Below are 13,762 nucleotides of genomic sequence, written 5' to 3'. Positions count from 1 at the left end.
TCTGACGGATCTTCCGTCGTTGATCGGGGCGGTGGAGATCTCGCAGCCGGACGAGGTGTACAACCTGGGGGCGATCTCGTTCGTGGGGTTGTCGTGGAAGCAGGCGGAGCTGACCGGGGAGACGACGGGGATGGGGGTGCTGCGGGTTCTGGAGGCNTTGCGGATCGCGGGTGGTAACGACATGTCGGGGGTGCGGTTCTATCAGGCGTCGTCGTCGGAGATGTTCGGGAAGGTGCGGGAGACGCCGCAGCGGGAGTCGACGCCGTTTCATCCGCGGTCGCCGTACGGGGTGGCGAAGACGTTTGGTCACTATCTGACGGTGAATTATCGGGAGTCGTACGGGGCGTTCGCGTGTTCGGGGTTGTTGTTTAATCACGAGTCGCCGCGGCGGGGGATCGAGTTCGTGACCCGGAAGATCTCGCGGGCGGTGGCGCGGATTTCGTTGGGGTTGCAGGACTCGTTGTCGTTGGGGAATCTGGAGTCGCGGCGGGACTGGGGTTTCGCGGGGGATTACGTGGAGGCGATGTGGCGGATGCTGCAGCAGGACGCGCCGGACGATTATGTGGTGGCGACCGGGGAGACGCACAGTATCCGGGAGTTGTTGGATGTGGCGTTCGGGCGGGTGGGGATCTCGGACTGGTCGGGGTTCGTGCGGCAGGATCCCCGGTTTTTCCGGCCGGCTGAGGTGGATGTGCTGGTGGGGGATTCGTCGAAGGCGCGGGAGGTGTTGGGGTGGAAGCCGCGGGTGGGGTTCGAGGAGTTGGTGGCGATGATGGTGGACGCCGACGTCGCCACCGAGACGGAATCGGCCGACAAGGCACTGACAATCCGTTGAGCACCGTTCCCGGACGTACCAGGCGGCCGACCACCCCGGCGCGGGTGAACCGGCCCCACGCGGGCATTCCGTTGCGCGGGGCGGGGAGTACCCCTGCGTATGTCGTCGGGGAGGACTCCGCATGAAGCGCAATACCGCCCAGCCGGGCGGCGCGTCGGCCGCGATCGCGGCCGACGGCTGGACGCTGCGTAAACGCCTGAAACAGACCCGGGGCACCCGGCTGCGGGGGGCGGTGCGCGGCGCCATCCCGCTGGCGCTGGCCGGCCTGCTCGCCAACCTCGCCAACATGGGCGTCACGCTGATCATCGCACGCGCGCTGAGTACCCGATCCTACGGCGCGGTCGCCCAACTGATCGCGATCTTCTTCATCGTGTCCATGCCGGGCAGCGCCCTGCTCGTGGGGGTGGTCCGGCGGATCACCACCTGGCAGCACAGCGGGCAGTTGGACCTGGTGGCGCAGTGGGTCCGCCGGGTCCGCCGGGTCGGGGTCGCGCTCGTGCTGGTCGTCGCCATGCTCGCGGTGGCCGCTCGGGGCTTCGTGGCCCACGAACTGTCGCTGCCCGGTCCCGGCGGCGTCGCCGAGATCGTGACCGCCGGTGCCGCCTGGTGTCTGCTCTGCGTCGACCGGGGGTTGCTGCAGTGCGGCCGGCTCTATCCGGCGCTGGCCGCCAACCTGCTCGTCGACGCCGCGGTGAAGACGGTGTTCACGATCGGGTTGGTGCTCGCCGGTCTGGACGAGACCGGCGCGGCGATCGCCGTCCTGCTCGGTGTGCTGGCCGCCCTCGCCCACACGCGGTCCACGCTGCGCCGCCACCCGGACGCGGTCGTGGGAATGTCGCCCGAGCCGGGCTCGCCCGCGGCGCCCACGGCCCGGCTGGCCGTCGAGGTCGGCACCGCTCTCGTCGCGCTGGCGATGCTCGGCCTCCTGCAGAACATCGACGTCCTCATGCAGGGCCGGCTCGCCCCCGACCGGTCGGGCTCTTACGCGGCCGTCTCGGTGGCCAGCAAGGTGCTCGTACTGGCGGCGGTCGTGCTGGCCGGCTTCCTGCTGCCGGAGGCCGCCGATCGACGACATCTCGGACAGCACGCCCTCCATCAACTCGGAGCAACGCTAGCGATACTCCTCGTCCCCGCGCTGGGGCTGCTCTCCGCCGCTCTCCTCGCACCCGACACACTTCTCTCCCTGGCCTTCGGCCCTCGCTTCACCGATGCCTCCGGCGCGCTTCTCCCCTTGGCCGCAGCGATGACCTGTCTCGGAGCTACCGTGCTGTTCACCCACTACCTGCTCGCTCTCGGCGAGCGAGGCGTACTGCTGGCCCTGGGGCTGGCCGCCGCCGCGACCGTCCCCCTCATGCTGTGGGCGGACGGATCACCGACGAGCACCGCCCGCGCCGACCTCGCCTGCCAGGCCGTGCTGGCCATCGTCACCGGCCTGTCGGTGCTCGCCGCCGCCCGTCGGACGGCTCGGGCATGAGCGCCGCGAGCAATCGGCGCGGCCCCGGCGCGACGATCCCGCCGACCCCCGCGGGCCTCGTCGTGCCGCCGGCCGTCCCGGTCCCGCCGGGCCTCTTGGCCGCGCAGGTGGGAGCGCCCGGGATCGAGGCCGCGCCGCACCGGCCCTCCCTCGCCGAGCTGGTCGAGACTTCGGGGCTGCGCCGCGTGCACATGCTGGCCTGGCGTGACCTCGACGACCCCGAGTCGGGCGGGTCGGAGCTGCACGCCGACAAGGTCGCGGAGCTGTGGGCGCAGGCCGGCATCGACGTGAGCCTGCGCACGGCCGTGGCGTCCGGCCATCCGGAGTCCGTCCACCGCAACGGCTACACGGTGGTCCGCAAGGCGGGCCGGTACTCGGTCTTCCCGCGCACGGCGGTGTCCGGCGCGCTGGGCCGCGGCGGGCCCTGGGACGGCCTGGTCGAGATCTGGAACGGGATGCCGTTCTTCTCTCCGGTCTGGGCCCGCTGCCCCCGGGTGGTGTTCCTGCACCACGTGCATGCCGAGATGTGGCGGATGGTGCTGTCCCCGAAGCTGGCCAGGATCGGCGAGACCGTCGAATTCAAGATCGCACCACCGCTGTACCGGCGTACGCGCATCCTGACGCTGTCCCCGTCGTCCCGGCACGAGATCATCGACCTGCTCGGCCTGCCGCCGCGCAACATCTCGGTCGTGCCGCCGGGTATCGACCCGTCCTTCTCCCCCGCCGGCGAGCGCTCGCCGCATCCCCTCGTCCTCGCTGTCGGGCGTCTGGTGCCGGTGAAACGGTTCGACGTCCTCATCGACGGGCTCGTCCACGCCCACGACGAACATCCGACGATGGAGGCGGTCATCGTCGGCGAGGGCTACGAGCGGGTGGAGCTGGAGAAGCGGATCTCCGCTGCCGGAGCCGGCGGCTGGCTGCGCCTCGTCGGGCGGGTCGACGACGCCGCCCTGCTGACGCTGTATCGGCGCGCCTGGGTGCTGGCCTCGGCCTCGGCCCGTGAAGGCTGGGGCATGACGATCACCGAGGCCGCCGCCTGCGGCACGCCGTCGGTCGCGACGAAGATCGCCGGACACACCGACGCGGTCGTCGACGGCGAGACCGGCGTGTTGGTGGAGGATCCGGCCGACCTGGGCAAGACACTGGCCGGCGTGCTGACCGATCACGATCTGCGCGCCCGCCTGTCCGCCGGGGCGCTGGCGCATGCGGCGACCTTCACCTGGGCGCAGACGGCTCGCTCGACGTTCGCGGCGCTAGTCCGGGAGGCGGCCCGGCATCAAGGCCGCCGCTCCAGCGCGGCCCGGGCCGCGGACCTGGTTGGGCCGCACCGGTGACTGCGGTGATCCGGTGACCGTGACCACGTCGCCCTCCGGTCCGGCCTCGTCCGATCGCCCCGCTTCCGGTCGCCCCGAGTCCGGTCGCCCCGAGTCCGGTCCGGCCTCGGCGGCGATCCGCCGGCGGCGACCGCCCTCTTGGCCGACCCTGGTGCTGGCCGCCGTGGCGTATCTGCCGCTGCTGGCGACGGCACCGGGAAAGATCGGCGCCGACACCAAGGCATACCTCTACCTCGATCCGAGCCGGATGCTGCGCCGAGCGGTCTCCATGTGGGACCCCGGCATCGGCATGGGCACCGTCACCCATCAGAACATCGGCTATCTGTTTCCGCAGGGCGCCTTCTACTGGCTGCTGGATCTCGTCGGCCTGCCCGACTGGGTCGCGCAGCGGCTGTGGACGGGCTCCATCCTGTTCGGCGCCGGCACCGGCGTGCTGTTCTTGCTCCGCTCGTTGCGCTGGCCCGACCGCTTCGCGTTCGTCGCCGCGTTCGGCTACATGCTCTCGCCCTACATCCTGGAATACGAGGCGCGGATCTCGGCGATCCTGCTGCCCTACGCCGGACTGGGCTGGCTGATCGGCATCACCGTGCGCGGGTTGCGCGAGGCGGAGCCCGGCCGGGCCGGCTGGCGTCCCGCCGGATGGCGCTTCCCCGCCGCCTTCGCCCTCGTGGTCACGACGATCGGCAGCATCAACGCCTCCAGCCTGATCTTCATCCTGTTCGCCCCACTGCTGTGGATACCGTTCGCCGTCTGGGGTACCCGCGAGGTCCGACTCGGCGCCGCCGTGAGTATGTGCACCCGTGCGGTGCTGGTCGTCCTCGTCACGTCGGCGTGGTGGATCGCGGGGCTCTACACCCAGGCCGGTTATGGCCTCAACGTCCTCGCCTTCACCGAGACGATCGAGACGGTCGCCAGCAGCTCGCAGGCCTCCGAGGTGCTGCGGGGCCTGGGCAACTGGTTCTTCTATGGACAGGACGCGCTCGGTCCGTGGATCGGGCCGGCCACCCACTACACCCAGAGCATCTGGCTGATCGCGGTCAGCTTCACCATACCCATCCTCGCCCTGATCGGCGCCTCGGCCATCCGCTGGGGCCAGCGCGGCTACTTCGTCGCGCTGATCCTGCTGGGCACCACGATCGCCGTCGGCGTCTACCCGTACGACGATCCCTCTCCCTGGGGACGGCTGTTCAAGGACTTCGCCGAGGGATCGACGGCCGGTCTCGCGCTGCGTTCGCTGCCCCGGGCGGTCCCCATGGTGGCACTGGGCATGTCGGTGCTGCTCGCGGGCGGGCTCGCAGCTCTCTGGGAGCGGTACGCGGCGGCCGGTCCGACCGCTACGGCTGCCCCCGGTGGGCGGCCGGTCCGGTCGGGCCGGCGCCGACGGCTGGTTCCGCCGCTCGCCACCGGGGTGGTCCTGCTGTTGCTGGCCCTCGACATGTCACCGCTGTTCCGCGGCGAGTTCGTCGAGCCGTTACTCGAACGCCCCGAGCACGTCCCCGCCTACGAGACCGAACTCGCGCGCGCCCTGGACACCAGGAACAACGGCACCCGGGTGCTGGAGCTTCCCGGTGCCGACTTCTCCCACTACCGCTGGGGAAGCACCCTCGACCCGGTCACCGAGGGGCTGATGGACCGTCCGCTGGTCATGCGGGAACTCATCCCCTACGGCGAGGCGGGCAGCGTCGACCTGGTCCGCTCGCTGGACCGCCGGCTGCAGGAGGGGGTGTTCGAGACCTCCGCCCTGCCGGACCTCGCCCGGTTGATGGGCGTAGGCGACGTGGTGCTGCGCAGCAACCTCGCCTACGAGCGGTACCGGACCCCGCGCCCCCGGGCCACCTGGAACCTGTTCACCTCGAACAGACCGGACGGGCTGGGTGTACCACAGACCTTCGGACCGCCGGTTGCCGAGGATCCCGGCATCCCGTTCACCGACGAGGTCACCCTCGGCACCGACCCGTCGGTGCCCGATCCGCCGGCGCTGGCCGTCTTCCCGGTCAGCGGCGCGCAGCCGATCGTGCGCACCGCCACCACCGCGCGGCCCCTGCTCGTCAGCGGCAACGGGGAGGCGCTGGTGGACGCGGCGGCCTCCGGCCTGCTCGCCGAGCCAATCGCCGACGGGCGGGCGATCCTCTACGCCCCGGAACTCGCCACCGATCCCACCGCGATGCGCCAAGCCCTCGACGACGGTGCGGACCTGCTCGTCACCGACACCAACCGGCGGCGCGCCGAACGGTGGACGGGCATCCGGGAGAACTTCGGCTACGTCGAGCAACCCGGAGTCAGGCCGCTGGCGAAGGACCCGAACGACAACCGGCTGCCGCTGTTCCCCGATCAGAACGTCACCAGCGAGACCACAGCCACCCTGCACGCCCCGGGATCCCCGGCGAAGATCGCCGAGGTGACCGCCACCAGCTACGGGAACAGCTTCTCCTACGGGGCGTCCGACCGACCGGTCCGCGCGATCGACGGCGACCCGGGCACCGCGTGGCGGGTCGGCGCCTTCACCGACCCGACCGGGGAGGCCTGGCAGACCACGCTGGCCGAGCCGACGACGACGAACCAGATCCGCCTCGTCCAGCCGCTGACCGGGCCGCGCAACCGGTGGATCACCCGGGCGACGCTGACCTTCGACGGCGGCTCCCCGGTGACCGTCGCGCTCACCGACGCCTCCCGCACCGCCGCCGGGCAGGTCGTGCGCTTCCCCACCCGGGCCTTCCGAACGTTACGCATCCACATCGACGCGACGAACACCGGCCGGCAGCGCAGCTACGACAACGTCTCCGCGGTCGGGTTCGCCGAGGTCGCCATCCCCGGAGCGAACGGGGCACCGCTGACGGCCGAGGAGGTGCTGCGGATGCCGAGTGACAGCCTCGACGCCGCCGGTGCCGCCTCCCTCGGCCACCGGCTGGCACTGGAGGTGTCCCGGGACCGGGCCAACCCGTCGGAACCGTTCAAGCAGGACACCGAGTCGGTCATCAGCCGGTCGTTCTCCCTGCCCACGGCCCGGACGTTCGCGCTCACCGGCACCGCCCGCGTCTCCGCCTACTCCCCCGACGATCGCGTCGACCAGGTGCTGGGCCGCCCGGCCACCCTCCCGGTGGTGACCTCCTCCGGCCGGCTGCCGGGATCGCTCGCCGCGCGGGCGTCGAGCGCCTTCGACGGAAACCCGGCCACCGCGTGGAGCCCGGGCATCGGCAACCCGCGAGGCAGCTGGATCCAGGTCGCCTCGCCGACCCCGTTGACGGTCTCGTCGATGACGATGTCGATCGTCGCCGACGGTCGGCACTCGATCCCGACCCGCATCGGGATCGAGGTCGACGGCCAGCGGGTCGGCGCGGTGACCGTGCCTGCGGTCACCGACACCTCGGCGCGCGGGGGCACCCGCGAGGTGACCCTCACCTTCCCGGCCGTCACCGGCAGCACGTGGAAGTTCGTCATCGACGATGCCCGGACCGTCACCAGCATCGACCCCATCAGTCGCTCGCCGCTGGCGATGCCGGTGGGCCTCGCCGAGATCGGGATACCCGGCCTCGCGACCGTGCCTGCCGCGGGCACCGGTCAGCCCACGGCGGGCACCGGTCAGCCCACGGCAGGCACGGCAGGGAGCACCGCGACGGGGCTGTTGCCGGCCCAGATCCCCGCGCCCTGCCGGACCGACCTGCTGAGCATCGACGGTCAGCCGGTGGGGGTGCAGGTCACCGGGGGCACCGCCGACGCGGTCAACCGGCTCGGGTTGACCGTCGCCACCTGCGGCCAGCCGGTCACCCTCGGCCCGGGGGAGCACGTGATCCGGACCGCCGACGGGGCCCTCGCCGGCATCGATCTCGATCGCCTGCTGCTGGCCTCGGACGTCGGCGGCGGCCCGTGGCTGAACGCGACCGGCGCCGCCTCCGCCGTCTCCCCCGCCGGGACCCCACCGGCCGCGACGGGCACCACGGGAACGACGTCGGCCGCCACCGGAACGACGGGCACCACCGGAACGACGGGCACCACCGGAACGACGGGCACCACCGGAACGACGGGCACCACCGGAACGACGTCGGCCGCCACGCCACGGGTGACGGTCCGATCGGCCGGCGACACATCCTTCACCGTCGACGTGACGGGGGCGCGGCCCGGTACCCCGTTCTGGCTGGTGCTCGCGGAGAGCCTCTCCCCGGGTTGGAAGGCGACCGTGGGCGGCGCCGACCTGGGCACCCCCAGGCTGGTGGACGGCTACGCGAACGGCTGGCGGATCACCCCGACGGCCGCCGGGTTCACCGTCACGCTGACCTGGACCCCACAACGGATCGTGTGGTTCGCCCTGGCGCTGTCCGCGGTGACGGTGCTGCTCTCCCTAGCACTGGTGATCTTCTACACCCGCCGAGCCCGCGCGACCGTGGCCACGCGGGCGTCCCGGTCGTCCCGGTCGTCCCGGGCACCGGAGCCGGATCTGCCGACAGCCGAGCCGTGGTCCGTCCGGGCGGGGCGTGTCGGCCCGCGCACCACCGTGCTCGCCGTGTTGGGGATGGGTCTGCTCTCGGCGGTGCTGGTCTCCCCGGTAGCGGGGGTCATCGTCGCCTTGGCGACGGCCGTGGCGCTGCTCGTGCCCCGCGGCCGGCTGCTGACCCGCGTCGGCCCGGTGGTCTGCCTGGGCGTCAGCGCCCTGTACGTGCTGCAGGTGCAGGCCCGGCATGCGCTGCCGACGGACGGAGACTGGGTCGCCGCGTTCGGGAAGGTGGCGACGATCTCCTGGCTCACGGTGCTGCTGCTGGCGAGCGACCAGCTCGTCGCCCAGCTGCAACGACGGCGCGAGGCGGGGCAGCCGGGCCCGCCGTCTCCCCGGACGGGCCCGGGGGAGGAGCCTCCGGGCCACTGAAGGTCGGGCGAGCGGAGATGCCCAGCGACCGGAGATGCCCAGCGACCGGGGCCGCGGCTCGCGGCGGCGGCAAAGCTCCGCATCATGGATGCTTCTGCAACTTAGTTGCAGAAGCATCCATGATCTGGTTATCGTTCCTCTGCCCGCCGCACAAAAACTTCCCCGTCCACGTCGGCGGGTGCACCGCGAGGGGAGCCCTGCCATGGTCGCGCAGGCCGGCACCATGCCGAGGGGGGGTCTTCCCGCCCGGGTCCGCGGGGCGCTCGACCGCCGGGAGTGGGCGCGTGTCGGCGGCATGGCCGCGGTCATCGTCGGGCTACACGTGATCGGCTGGGTGACGCTCACGGCAATCATCGCGCCGCACCACTACCGCTTCGGCGCCGACGGCCAGGTCTTCGGGGTCGGTCTCGGAGTCACCGCCTACATCCTCGGCCTGCGCCACGCCTTCGACGCCGACCACATCGCCGCGATCGACAACACCACCCGCAAACTCATGACCGACGGTCAGCGCCCACTGTCCGTCGGCTTCTTCTTCTCCCTCGGCCACTCCACGATTGTGTTCGCCCTGATGCTGCTGTTCAGCGTGGGCGTCCGCTCCCTGGCCGGGCAGATCGAAGCCGACGGCTCGACCCTGCACGACATCACCGCCTGGATCGGCACCGCCGTCTCCGGCGGCTTTCTCTACGCCATCGCCGCGATCAACCTCGGCATTCTCCTCAGCATCATCAGGGTCTTCCGGGACATGCGCCGCGGCGGGTACGACGAGGCCGGCCTGGAAGAGCAGCTGAACTCCCGCGGGCTGATGAACCGCGTCCTCGGCCGCTTCACCAGGGCGGTCACCCGACCCTGGCAGATGTACCCGCTCGGCGTGCTGTTCGGTCTCGGCTTCGACACCGCCACCGAGGTCGCCCTGCTCCTCCTCGCCGCCGGCGCCGCCGGAGCCGGCCTGCCCTGGTACACCGTCCTCGTCCTGCCGATCCTGTTCGCCGCCGGCATGAGCCTGCTCGACACCATCGACGGCTCGTTCATGAACTTCGCCTATGCCTGGGCCTTCTCCCAACCGGTCCGCAAGCTCTACTACAACATCACCATTACCGGGCTGTCCGTCGCGATCGCGTTCCTCATCGGCAGCGTCGAACTGCTCGGCATCCTCGCCGAGAAGGCACATCTCACCGGCGAGTTCTGGGGCTGGATCGCGGGTCTGGATCTCAACGTCGTCGGCTACTTCGTCGTCGGCCTGTTCGTCGCCACCTGGGCCGCCGCTCTGCTGGTCTGGAAGTACGGCCGCATTGAGGAGAGGTGGGCGACGGGCCGGCCCGAGGACGGCCGGGTCGAACCCACCGGCTGACCGCCTGGCGTCCGGTTCGGGGACCACCGACAGCACGGGCCGGGCGGCCGCCCCGAACCCCGGAATGCCGTCGGGTTCAGGCGCGATGCGGCATAAGTGCGTTCGCCGGAATGACCCCGAGCCGGCCGGCCTGATAGTCCTCGACGGCCTGGCGCAGTTCGGCCCGGGTGTTCATGACGAACGGGCCGTACACCTCGACGTGTTCCCGGATCGGCCGACCGCCCAGCAGCAGGACCTCGAGGTTCGGCGAGGACGCGTCCTGCCGGTCGTCCGCGGTGACACCGAGCAGATCCCCCGTTCCGAAGACCGCGAGCTGACCGGCCCGGATCGCCGTGGCGTCCGGGCCCACCGTCCCCCGGCCACCGAGGACGTAGGCAAGGGCGTTGAACTCGGGGTTCCACGGCACGTGCACCGCCGCGCCGGGGGTCAGCGTCGCGTGGACGACGGAGATCGGGGTATGCGTGGCACCCGGGCCCCGGTGGCCCCCGGTGTCACCGGCGATGACCCGCAGCAGGGCACCGCCGTCCGGTGAGGACACCAGGCAGACCTGGCCACCCTCGAGGTTCTGGTACCGCGGCGGGGAGAACTTGTCCTTCGCCGGGAGGTTCACCCAGAGCTGGACACCGTGGAACAGGCCGCCGCTGACGACGAGCTCCTCCGGCGGCGTCTCGATGTGGAGGATGCCCGCGCCGGCGGTCATCCACTGGGTGGCGCCGTCTGCGATCAGTCCGCCGCCGCCGTGCGAGTCCTGGTGCTGGAAGGTTCCGTCGATCATGTAGGTGACGGTCTCGAATCCGCGGTGGGGATGCCACGGGGTTCCCTTGGGCTCGCCCGGCCCGTAGTCGACGGCGCCCATCTCGTCCATGTGGATGAACGGATCCAGCTCGGCGAGCCGTGCTCCGGCGAAGGCCCGACGCACCGGGAAGCCCTCGCCCTCCAACCCGGTGGGCGCGGTGGTCATCCTCCGCACCGGACGGTCGACCTCGCCGAGCACGGGCTCAGCCAGCCGCGGCAGACGGACGGTATCGGCGGTGACGGCAGGCATGTCGTCCTCCTGGCGGGCTCAGGTCGCAGTTCGAGCAGTTCGAGCAGCTCATCCCGGCGCCTCTACTTGTAGATGCAACTACCAACCCGCGCAACCACGGGCCACCCTCGATCCTTCCCGCGAATTTTTTGATCATCAGGGCACGAGCGGGAATCGTTCACCCTCAGCGATAAACCCTGGGAACAACGGCAAGCTGAAAGGACTTCAGTGTAGGTGACTCAACTTCCTCACGTCAGGGTGGACCACATGCCACAGATCCGGGTGCTGCCCGTCCTGCCCATTGACGACGCCGTCGTGCTACCGGGCATGGTCGTGTCTCTCGACATGTCCGATGGTGAGATCCGAGCCGCCGTCGAAGCCGCCCGTGCCGGCGGATCCCGCGGCGCTCCCGGCGCGGCGGTGCCGTGCTGGCACTCGCCGGTCCGCCCGGCGTCGGCAAGACATCACTCGGCGAGTCGATCGTCCGGGCCATGGGCCGGTCGTTCGTCCGGGTCGCCCTCGGCGGCGTGCGGGACGAGGCGAAGATCCGCGGTCACCGGCGGACCTACGTCGGCGCGCTGCCCGGCCGCATCGTCCGGGCGATCCGCGAGACGGGTTCAATGAATCCGGTGGTGCTGCTCGACGAGGTCGACAAGCTGGGCGCCGACTACCGGGGGGACCCGACGGCGGCGCTGCTGGAGGTCCTCGACCCCGAGCAGAACCACACCTTCCGGGAGCATTAACATGTCGAAGGTACCATCAACGTATGGTAATCACACCAGGCGGGGGGAATACGCCCAGCAGCGCCACGGACTGACCCAGACCGGGCAGGCGCTGTGTCGTTCGAGAGCGGGCTACTGACCGGCGGGATACGCCCAGCGGCGGTACTAGTGAGGCCCAGGGGAAATGTGGCATGATGGAACACTCGGAAACGCCGCCCCGCCGACCTGAACCCATCAGACCCGGCCCAGCCGGACCACAAATCCCGAATACACGAAAACAGGACACGAATCCGACAACCCGTGCTCCCACGTGGCCAACGGTCCACCACTCCCCTCCATCCCGCCGGCCCGTGGCTATGTCAAGCGATGCCCATTCGGTAGGCCAGTCCGCGTAGATCACGTCCTCCGACGTTCGCTCTGGCACGCTGGAGCATGACGGCAACAGTCTCCCGCACGAGCGGGTGAGTCCGGACCAGCTCTGGCGCGAGCCGTTCCGCTTCGCGGAGTACCGCGAGGGCTTGTTTGTCCTTGCCGCGCGACTGGGCAAGTCCTCGGCCGAAATCGGTGAGGAACTGTGCGCGGCGACGTCCGGAACCGAGCACCGACGTATCCACACCACGCATGATCTCGGGTGCCTTCCCGCCGTCGCCCCGCTCGACTGCGATACTTTGGACAGGCCAGTCAGGCCGGCAAGGGTCTCAAGGGTCATGCCCCGGTAACGGCGACACGAACGGGTACGCGCGCCGATGGTGGTCGGTGCCTCCGGGCTCTGGCCTTCCTCGCCGCGTGCGGCGAGGACCCGGACACGCCGCATGTGCCCAGCCACACCATCGACCTGGGCTGGCACACCTTTCTGCTGCACACCAAGGAGTACAAGCTGTTCTGCCGGCAGGTCGCCGGCCACTTCATCCACCACGTGCCCGACGACGCGCCACCCGACCGCAGCATCAGCGCAGCCAGGCACGCTCGTACGATCACCCTGATGCAACAGGCCGGGTACGCCGTCGACCACGAACTGTGGGCGAAGTGCTCCACATGCTCCGACGAGGGCAACTGCTCGGCAAGCGGCAAGGACGGCGACGAAAATAAGGGCAGCCGGGTCCCCAAGTAGCGGAGTCGAACTTCCCATGAAGTGGAATGATCTGCCGACGCAGGTCCGCGACGCGGTTGAGGCGCAGACCGGACCCGTCACGTCCGCCGACTCGGTGGACGTCGGGGACGGCTGCGACCTCGCCGCGGTCGTGGATGCGGGTGAGCAGCGGCTGGTCGTCAAAGGCGTCCACGGCGGCGGCCGGCGAGCACGCTGGCTCCGTAACGAGCACACGTTCGGACACCTCGCCGCAGGAATCACGCCGAGTCCACGGTTCGCATGCCAGGTCGATGACTGGCTGCTGGTTGGCTTCGAGCATGCGACCGGCCAACCAGCGGACCTCATCCCCGGCTCTCCTGACCTACCCCGCGTCCGGGACGTCGTCAACGACATCTCCCGCCGGACCGGCGAGGGTCTGCGCTCGCTTTCCGATCGATGGCGCAACACGGGTTGGTGGGAGGATCTAAAAACGCTTCCAGCTAGAGTTTTCCCCGATTGGGACGTAGCCACCGCGGCCGTCCACGCGGGCGCTGTAGTCGACGCCGTGGCCGGGAACCGGCTGATTCACACCGACCTTCATGCCCACTAGTTCATGATCAGAGAGGACCGTGTCTGGGTGGTCGACTGGGGCTGGCCGGCGCAGGGTGCCGGCTGGGTAGACGCCGCGTTCATGGTGATCCGTCTCATTGGCGCCGGACATACCCCCCAGCAGGCCGAGCAGTGGGCGGCGGGGCTGGACTGCTGGGCTGGCGGCACCGACGAGGACCGGACCGCCTTCGCCTGCCACGTGGCGGGACTGTGGAGCATGCGAGCGGCGCAGTCGGACAGCCTTGCCGCTCAGAACCGAGCCGCCCTGGCGCGTAGCTATGCCACGTGGCGCCTGACCTGACCACGACCTGTATGGCCATGATGATCCCGTGATCTCGGGTTCGAGGTCAGTGCATCTGAGCCCCAGCCGGCGGGGTTGACTCCAAACCCTCCGTCGGCTGGCCCTTGGGACCCCGGCGAAGCCCCGAGCATGCGGGCCTCGCTGGGGTCCCCTGCCACATCTGGGGTCATCGCAACTTTTCTCTACCC

The 13,762-nt window shown here is 70.6% G+C and carries 10 protein-coding genes and 1 pseudogene; 9 read left to right on the top strand and 2 right to left on the bottom strand.

All coding sequences use genetic code 11. The annotated features are described in order from the left end of the window. The 5 genes from BMG523DRAFT_RS20165 to BMG523DRAFT_RS20145 all read left to right on the top strand — a co-directional run. Positions 1 to 835 (top strand): GDP-mannose 4,6-dehydratase (locus tag BMG523DRAFT_RS20165; protein ID WP_043591983.1); only part of this gene is annotated, 835 nt, incomplete at its 5' end. Between the two features lie 121 nt (positions 836 to 956). Continuing rightward, positions 957 to 2,309: a hypothetical protein gene (locus tag BMG523DRAFT_RS20160; protein ID WP_011435502.1), complete on the top strand. Its 1,353-nt coding sequence runs from the start codon at positions 957 to 959 to the stop codon at positions 2,307 to 2,309. Continuing rightward, positions 2,306 to 3,643: a glycosyltransferase family 4 protein gene (locus tag BMG523DRAFT_RS20155; RefSeq protein WP_043591982.1), complete on the top strand. Its 1,338-nt coding sequence runs from the start codon at positions 2,306 to 2,308 to the stop codon at positions 3,641 to 3,643. The genes BMG523DRAFT_RS20160 and BMG523DRAFT_RS20155 overlap by 4 nt, the downstream gene beginning before the upstream one ends. A gap of 13 nt (positions 3,644 to 3,656) precedes the next feature. Next, entirely contained in the window at positions 3,657 to 8,501 is a 4,845-nt protein-coding gene (locus tag BMG523DRAFT_RS20150; protein WP_035959157.1) for an alpha-(1->3)-arabinofuranosyltransferase family protein, read from the top strand. Between the two features lie 202 nt (positions 8,502 to 8,703). Continuing rightward, positions 8,704 to 9,849, top strand: coding sequence for a HoxN/HupN/NixA family nickel/cobalt transporter (locus BMG523DRAFT_RS20145; protein WP_023842108.1), 1,146 nt, complete (start codon positions 8,704 to 8,706; stop codon positions 9,847 to 9,849). 76 nt (positions 9,850 to 9,925) lie between these two features. On the opposite strand, the gene BMG523DRAFT_RS20140 is transcribed toward BMG523DRAFT_RS20145, so the two are convergent. Continuing rightward, positions 9,926 to 10,894 (bottom strand): pirin family protein, encoded by a 969-nt coding sequence (locus tag BMG523DRAFT_RS20140; protein WP_011435498.1) that lies wholly within the window; start codon positions 10,892 to 10,894, stop codon positions 9,926 to 9,928. 389 nt (positions 10,895 to 11,283) lie between these two features. On the opposite strand from BMG523DRAFT_RS20140, the pseudogene BMG523DRAFT_RS20135 reads away from it, so the two are divergent. Next, positions 11,284 to 11,613: pseudogene (locus BMG523DRAFT_RS20135) on the top strand (AAA family ATPase); the annotation flags it as partial. Between the two features lie 341 nt (positions 11,614 to 11,954). Here BMG523DRAFT_RS20135 and BMG523DRAFT_RS24880 read toward each other — a convergent pair. Further along, complete coding sequence (locus BMG523DRAFT_RS24880) at positions 11,955 to 12,218, bottom strand: hypothetical protein (protein ID WP_011435496.1); 264 nt, start codon at positions 12,216 to 12,218, stop codon at positions 11,955 to 11,957. Between the two features lie 191 nt (positions 12,219 to 12,409). On the opposite strand from BMG523DRAFT_RS24880, the gene BMG523DRAFT_RS20125 reads away from it, so the two are divergent. From BMG523DRAFT_RS20125 to BMG523DRAFT_RS20115, 3 genes are read left to right on the top strand one after another with little or no spacing between them, the layout of a single operon-like run. Further along, positions 12,410 to 12,706, top strand: coding sequence for a hypothetical protein (locus BMG523DRAFT_RS20125; RefSeq protein WP_023842106.1), 297 nt, complete (start codon positions 12,410 to 12,412; stop codon positions 12,704 to 12,706). A 16-nt stretch (positions 12,707 to 12,722) separates the two neighbouring features. Further along, positions 12,723 to 13,274 carry a hypothetical protein gene (locus BMG523DRAFT_RS20120; protein WP_023842105.1) on the top strand — a complete coding sequence of 184 codons (552 nt, stop codon included), beginning with the start codon at positions 12,723 to 12,725 and terminating at the stop codon, positions 13,272 to 13,274. 27 nt (positions 13,275 to 13,301) lie between these two features. Next, on the top strand, positions 13,302 to 13,574 hold the full coding sequence (locus BMG523DRAFT_RS20115) for a hypothetical protein (protein WP_049760844.1): 273 nt from the start codon (positions 13,302 to 13,304) through the stop codon (positions 13,572 to 13,574). Positions 13,575 to 13,762 lie beyond the last annotated feature (188 nt).

Source organism: Frankia sp. BMG5.23 (assembly GCF_000685765.2).
In the GTDB taxonomy this organism is placed as follows: Bacteria; Actinomycetota; Actinomycetes; order Frankiales; family Frankiaceae; genus Frankia; species Frankia casuarinae.
This window is presented reverse-complemented; position numbering and strand designations above follow the sequence as displayed.

What these genes read in the sequence shown, in the direction of transcription:
- BMG523DRAFT_RS20120 (WP_023842105.1), top strand. Translation starts at nt 12,723, where the DNA reads ATGAAGTGGAATGATCTGCCGACGCAGGTCCGCGACGCGGTTGAGGCG.
- BMG523DRAFT_RS20140 (WP_011435498.1), bottom strand. Translation starts at nt 10,894, where the DNA reads ATGCCTGCCGTCACCGCCGATACCGTCCGTCTGCCGCGGCTGGCTGAG.
- BMG523DRAFT_RS20160 (WP_011435502.1), top strand. Translation starts at nt 957, where the DNA reads ATGAAGCGCAATACCGCCCAGCCGGGCGGCGCGTCGGCCGCGATCGCG.
- BMG523DRAFT_RS24880 (WP_011435496.1), bottom strand. Translation starts at nt 12,218, where the DNA reads ATGCGTGGTGTGGATACGTCGGTGCTCGGTTCCGGACGTCGCCGCGCA.
- BMG523DRAFT_RS20145 (WP_023842108.1), top strand. Translation starts at nt 8,704, where the DNA reads ATGGTCGCGCAGGCCGGCACCATGCCGAGGGGGGGTCTTCCCGCCCGG.
- BMG523DRAFT_RS20155 (WP_043591982.1), top strand. Translation starts at nt 2,306, where the DNA reads ATGAGCGCCGCGAGCAATCGGCGCGGCCCCGGCGCGACGATCCCGCCG.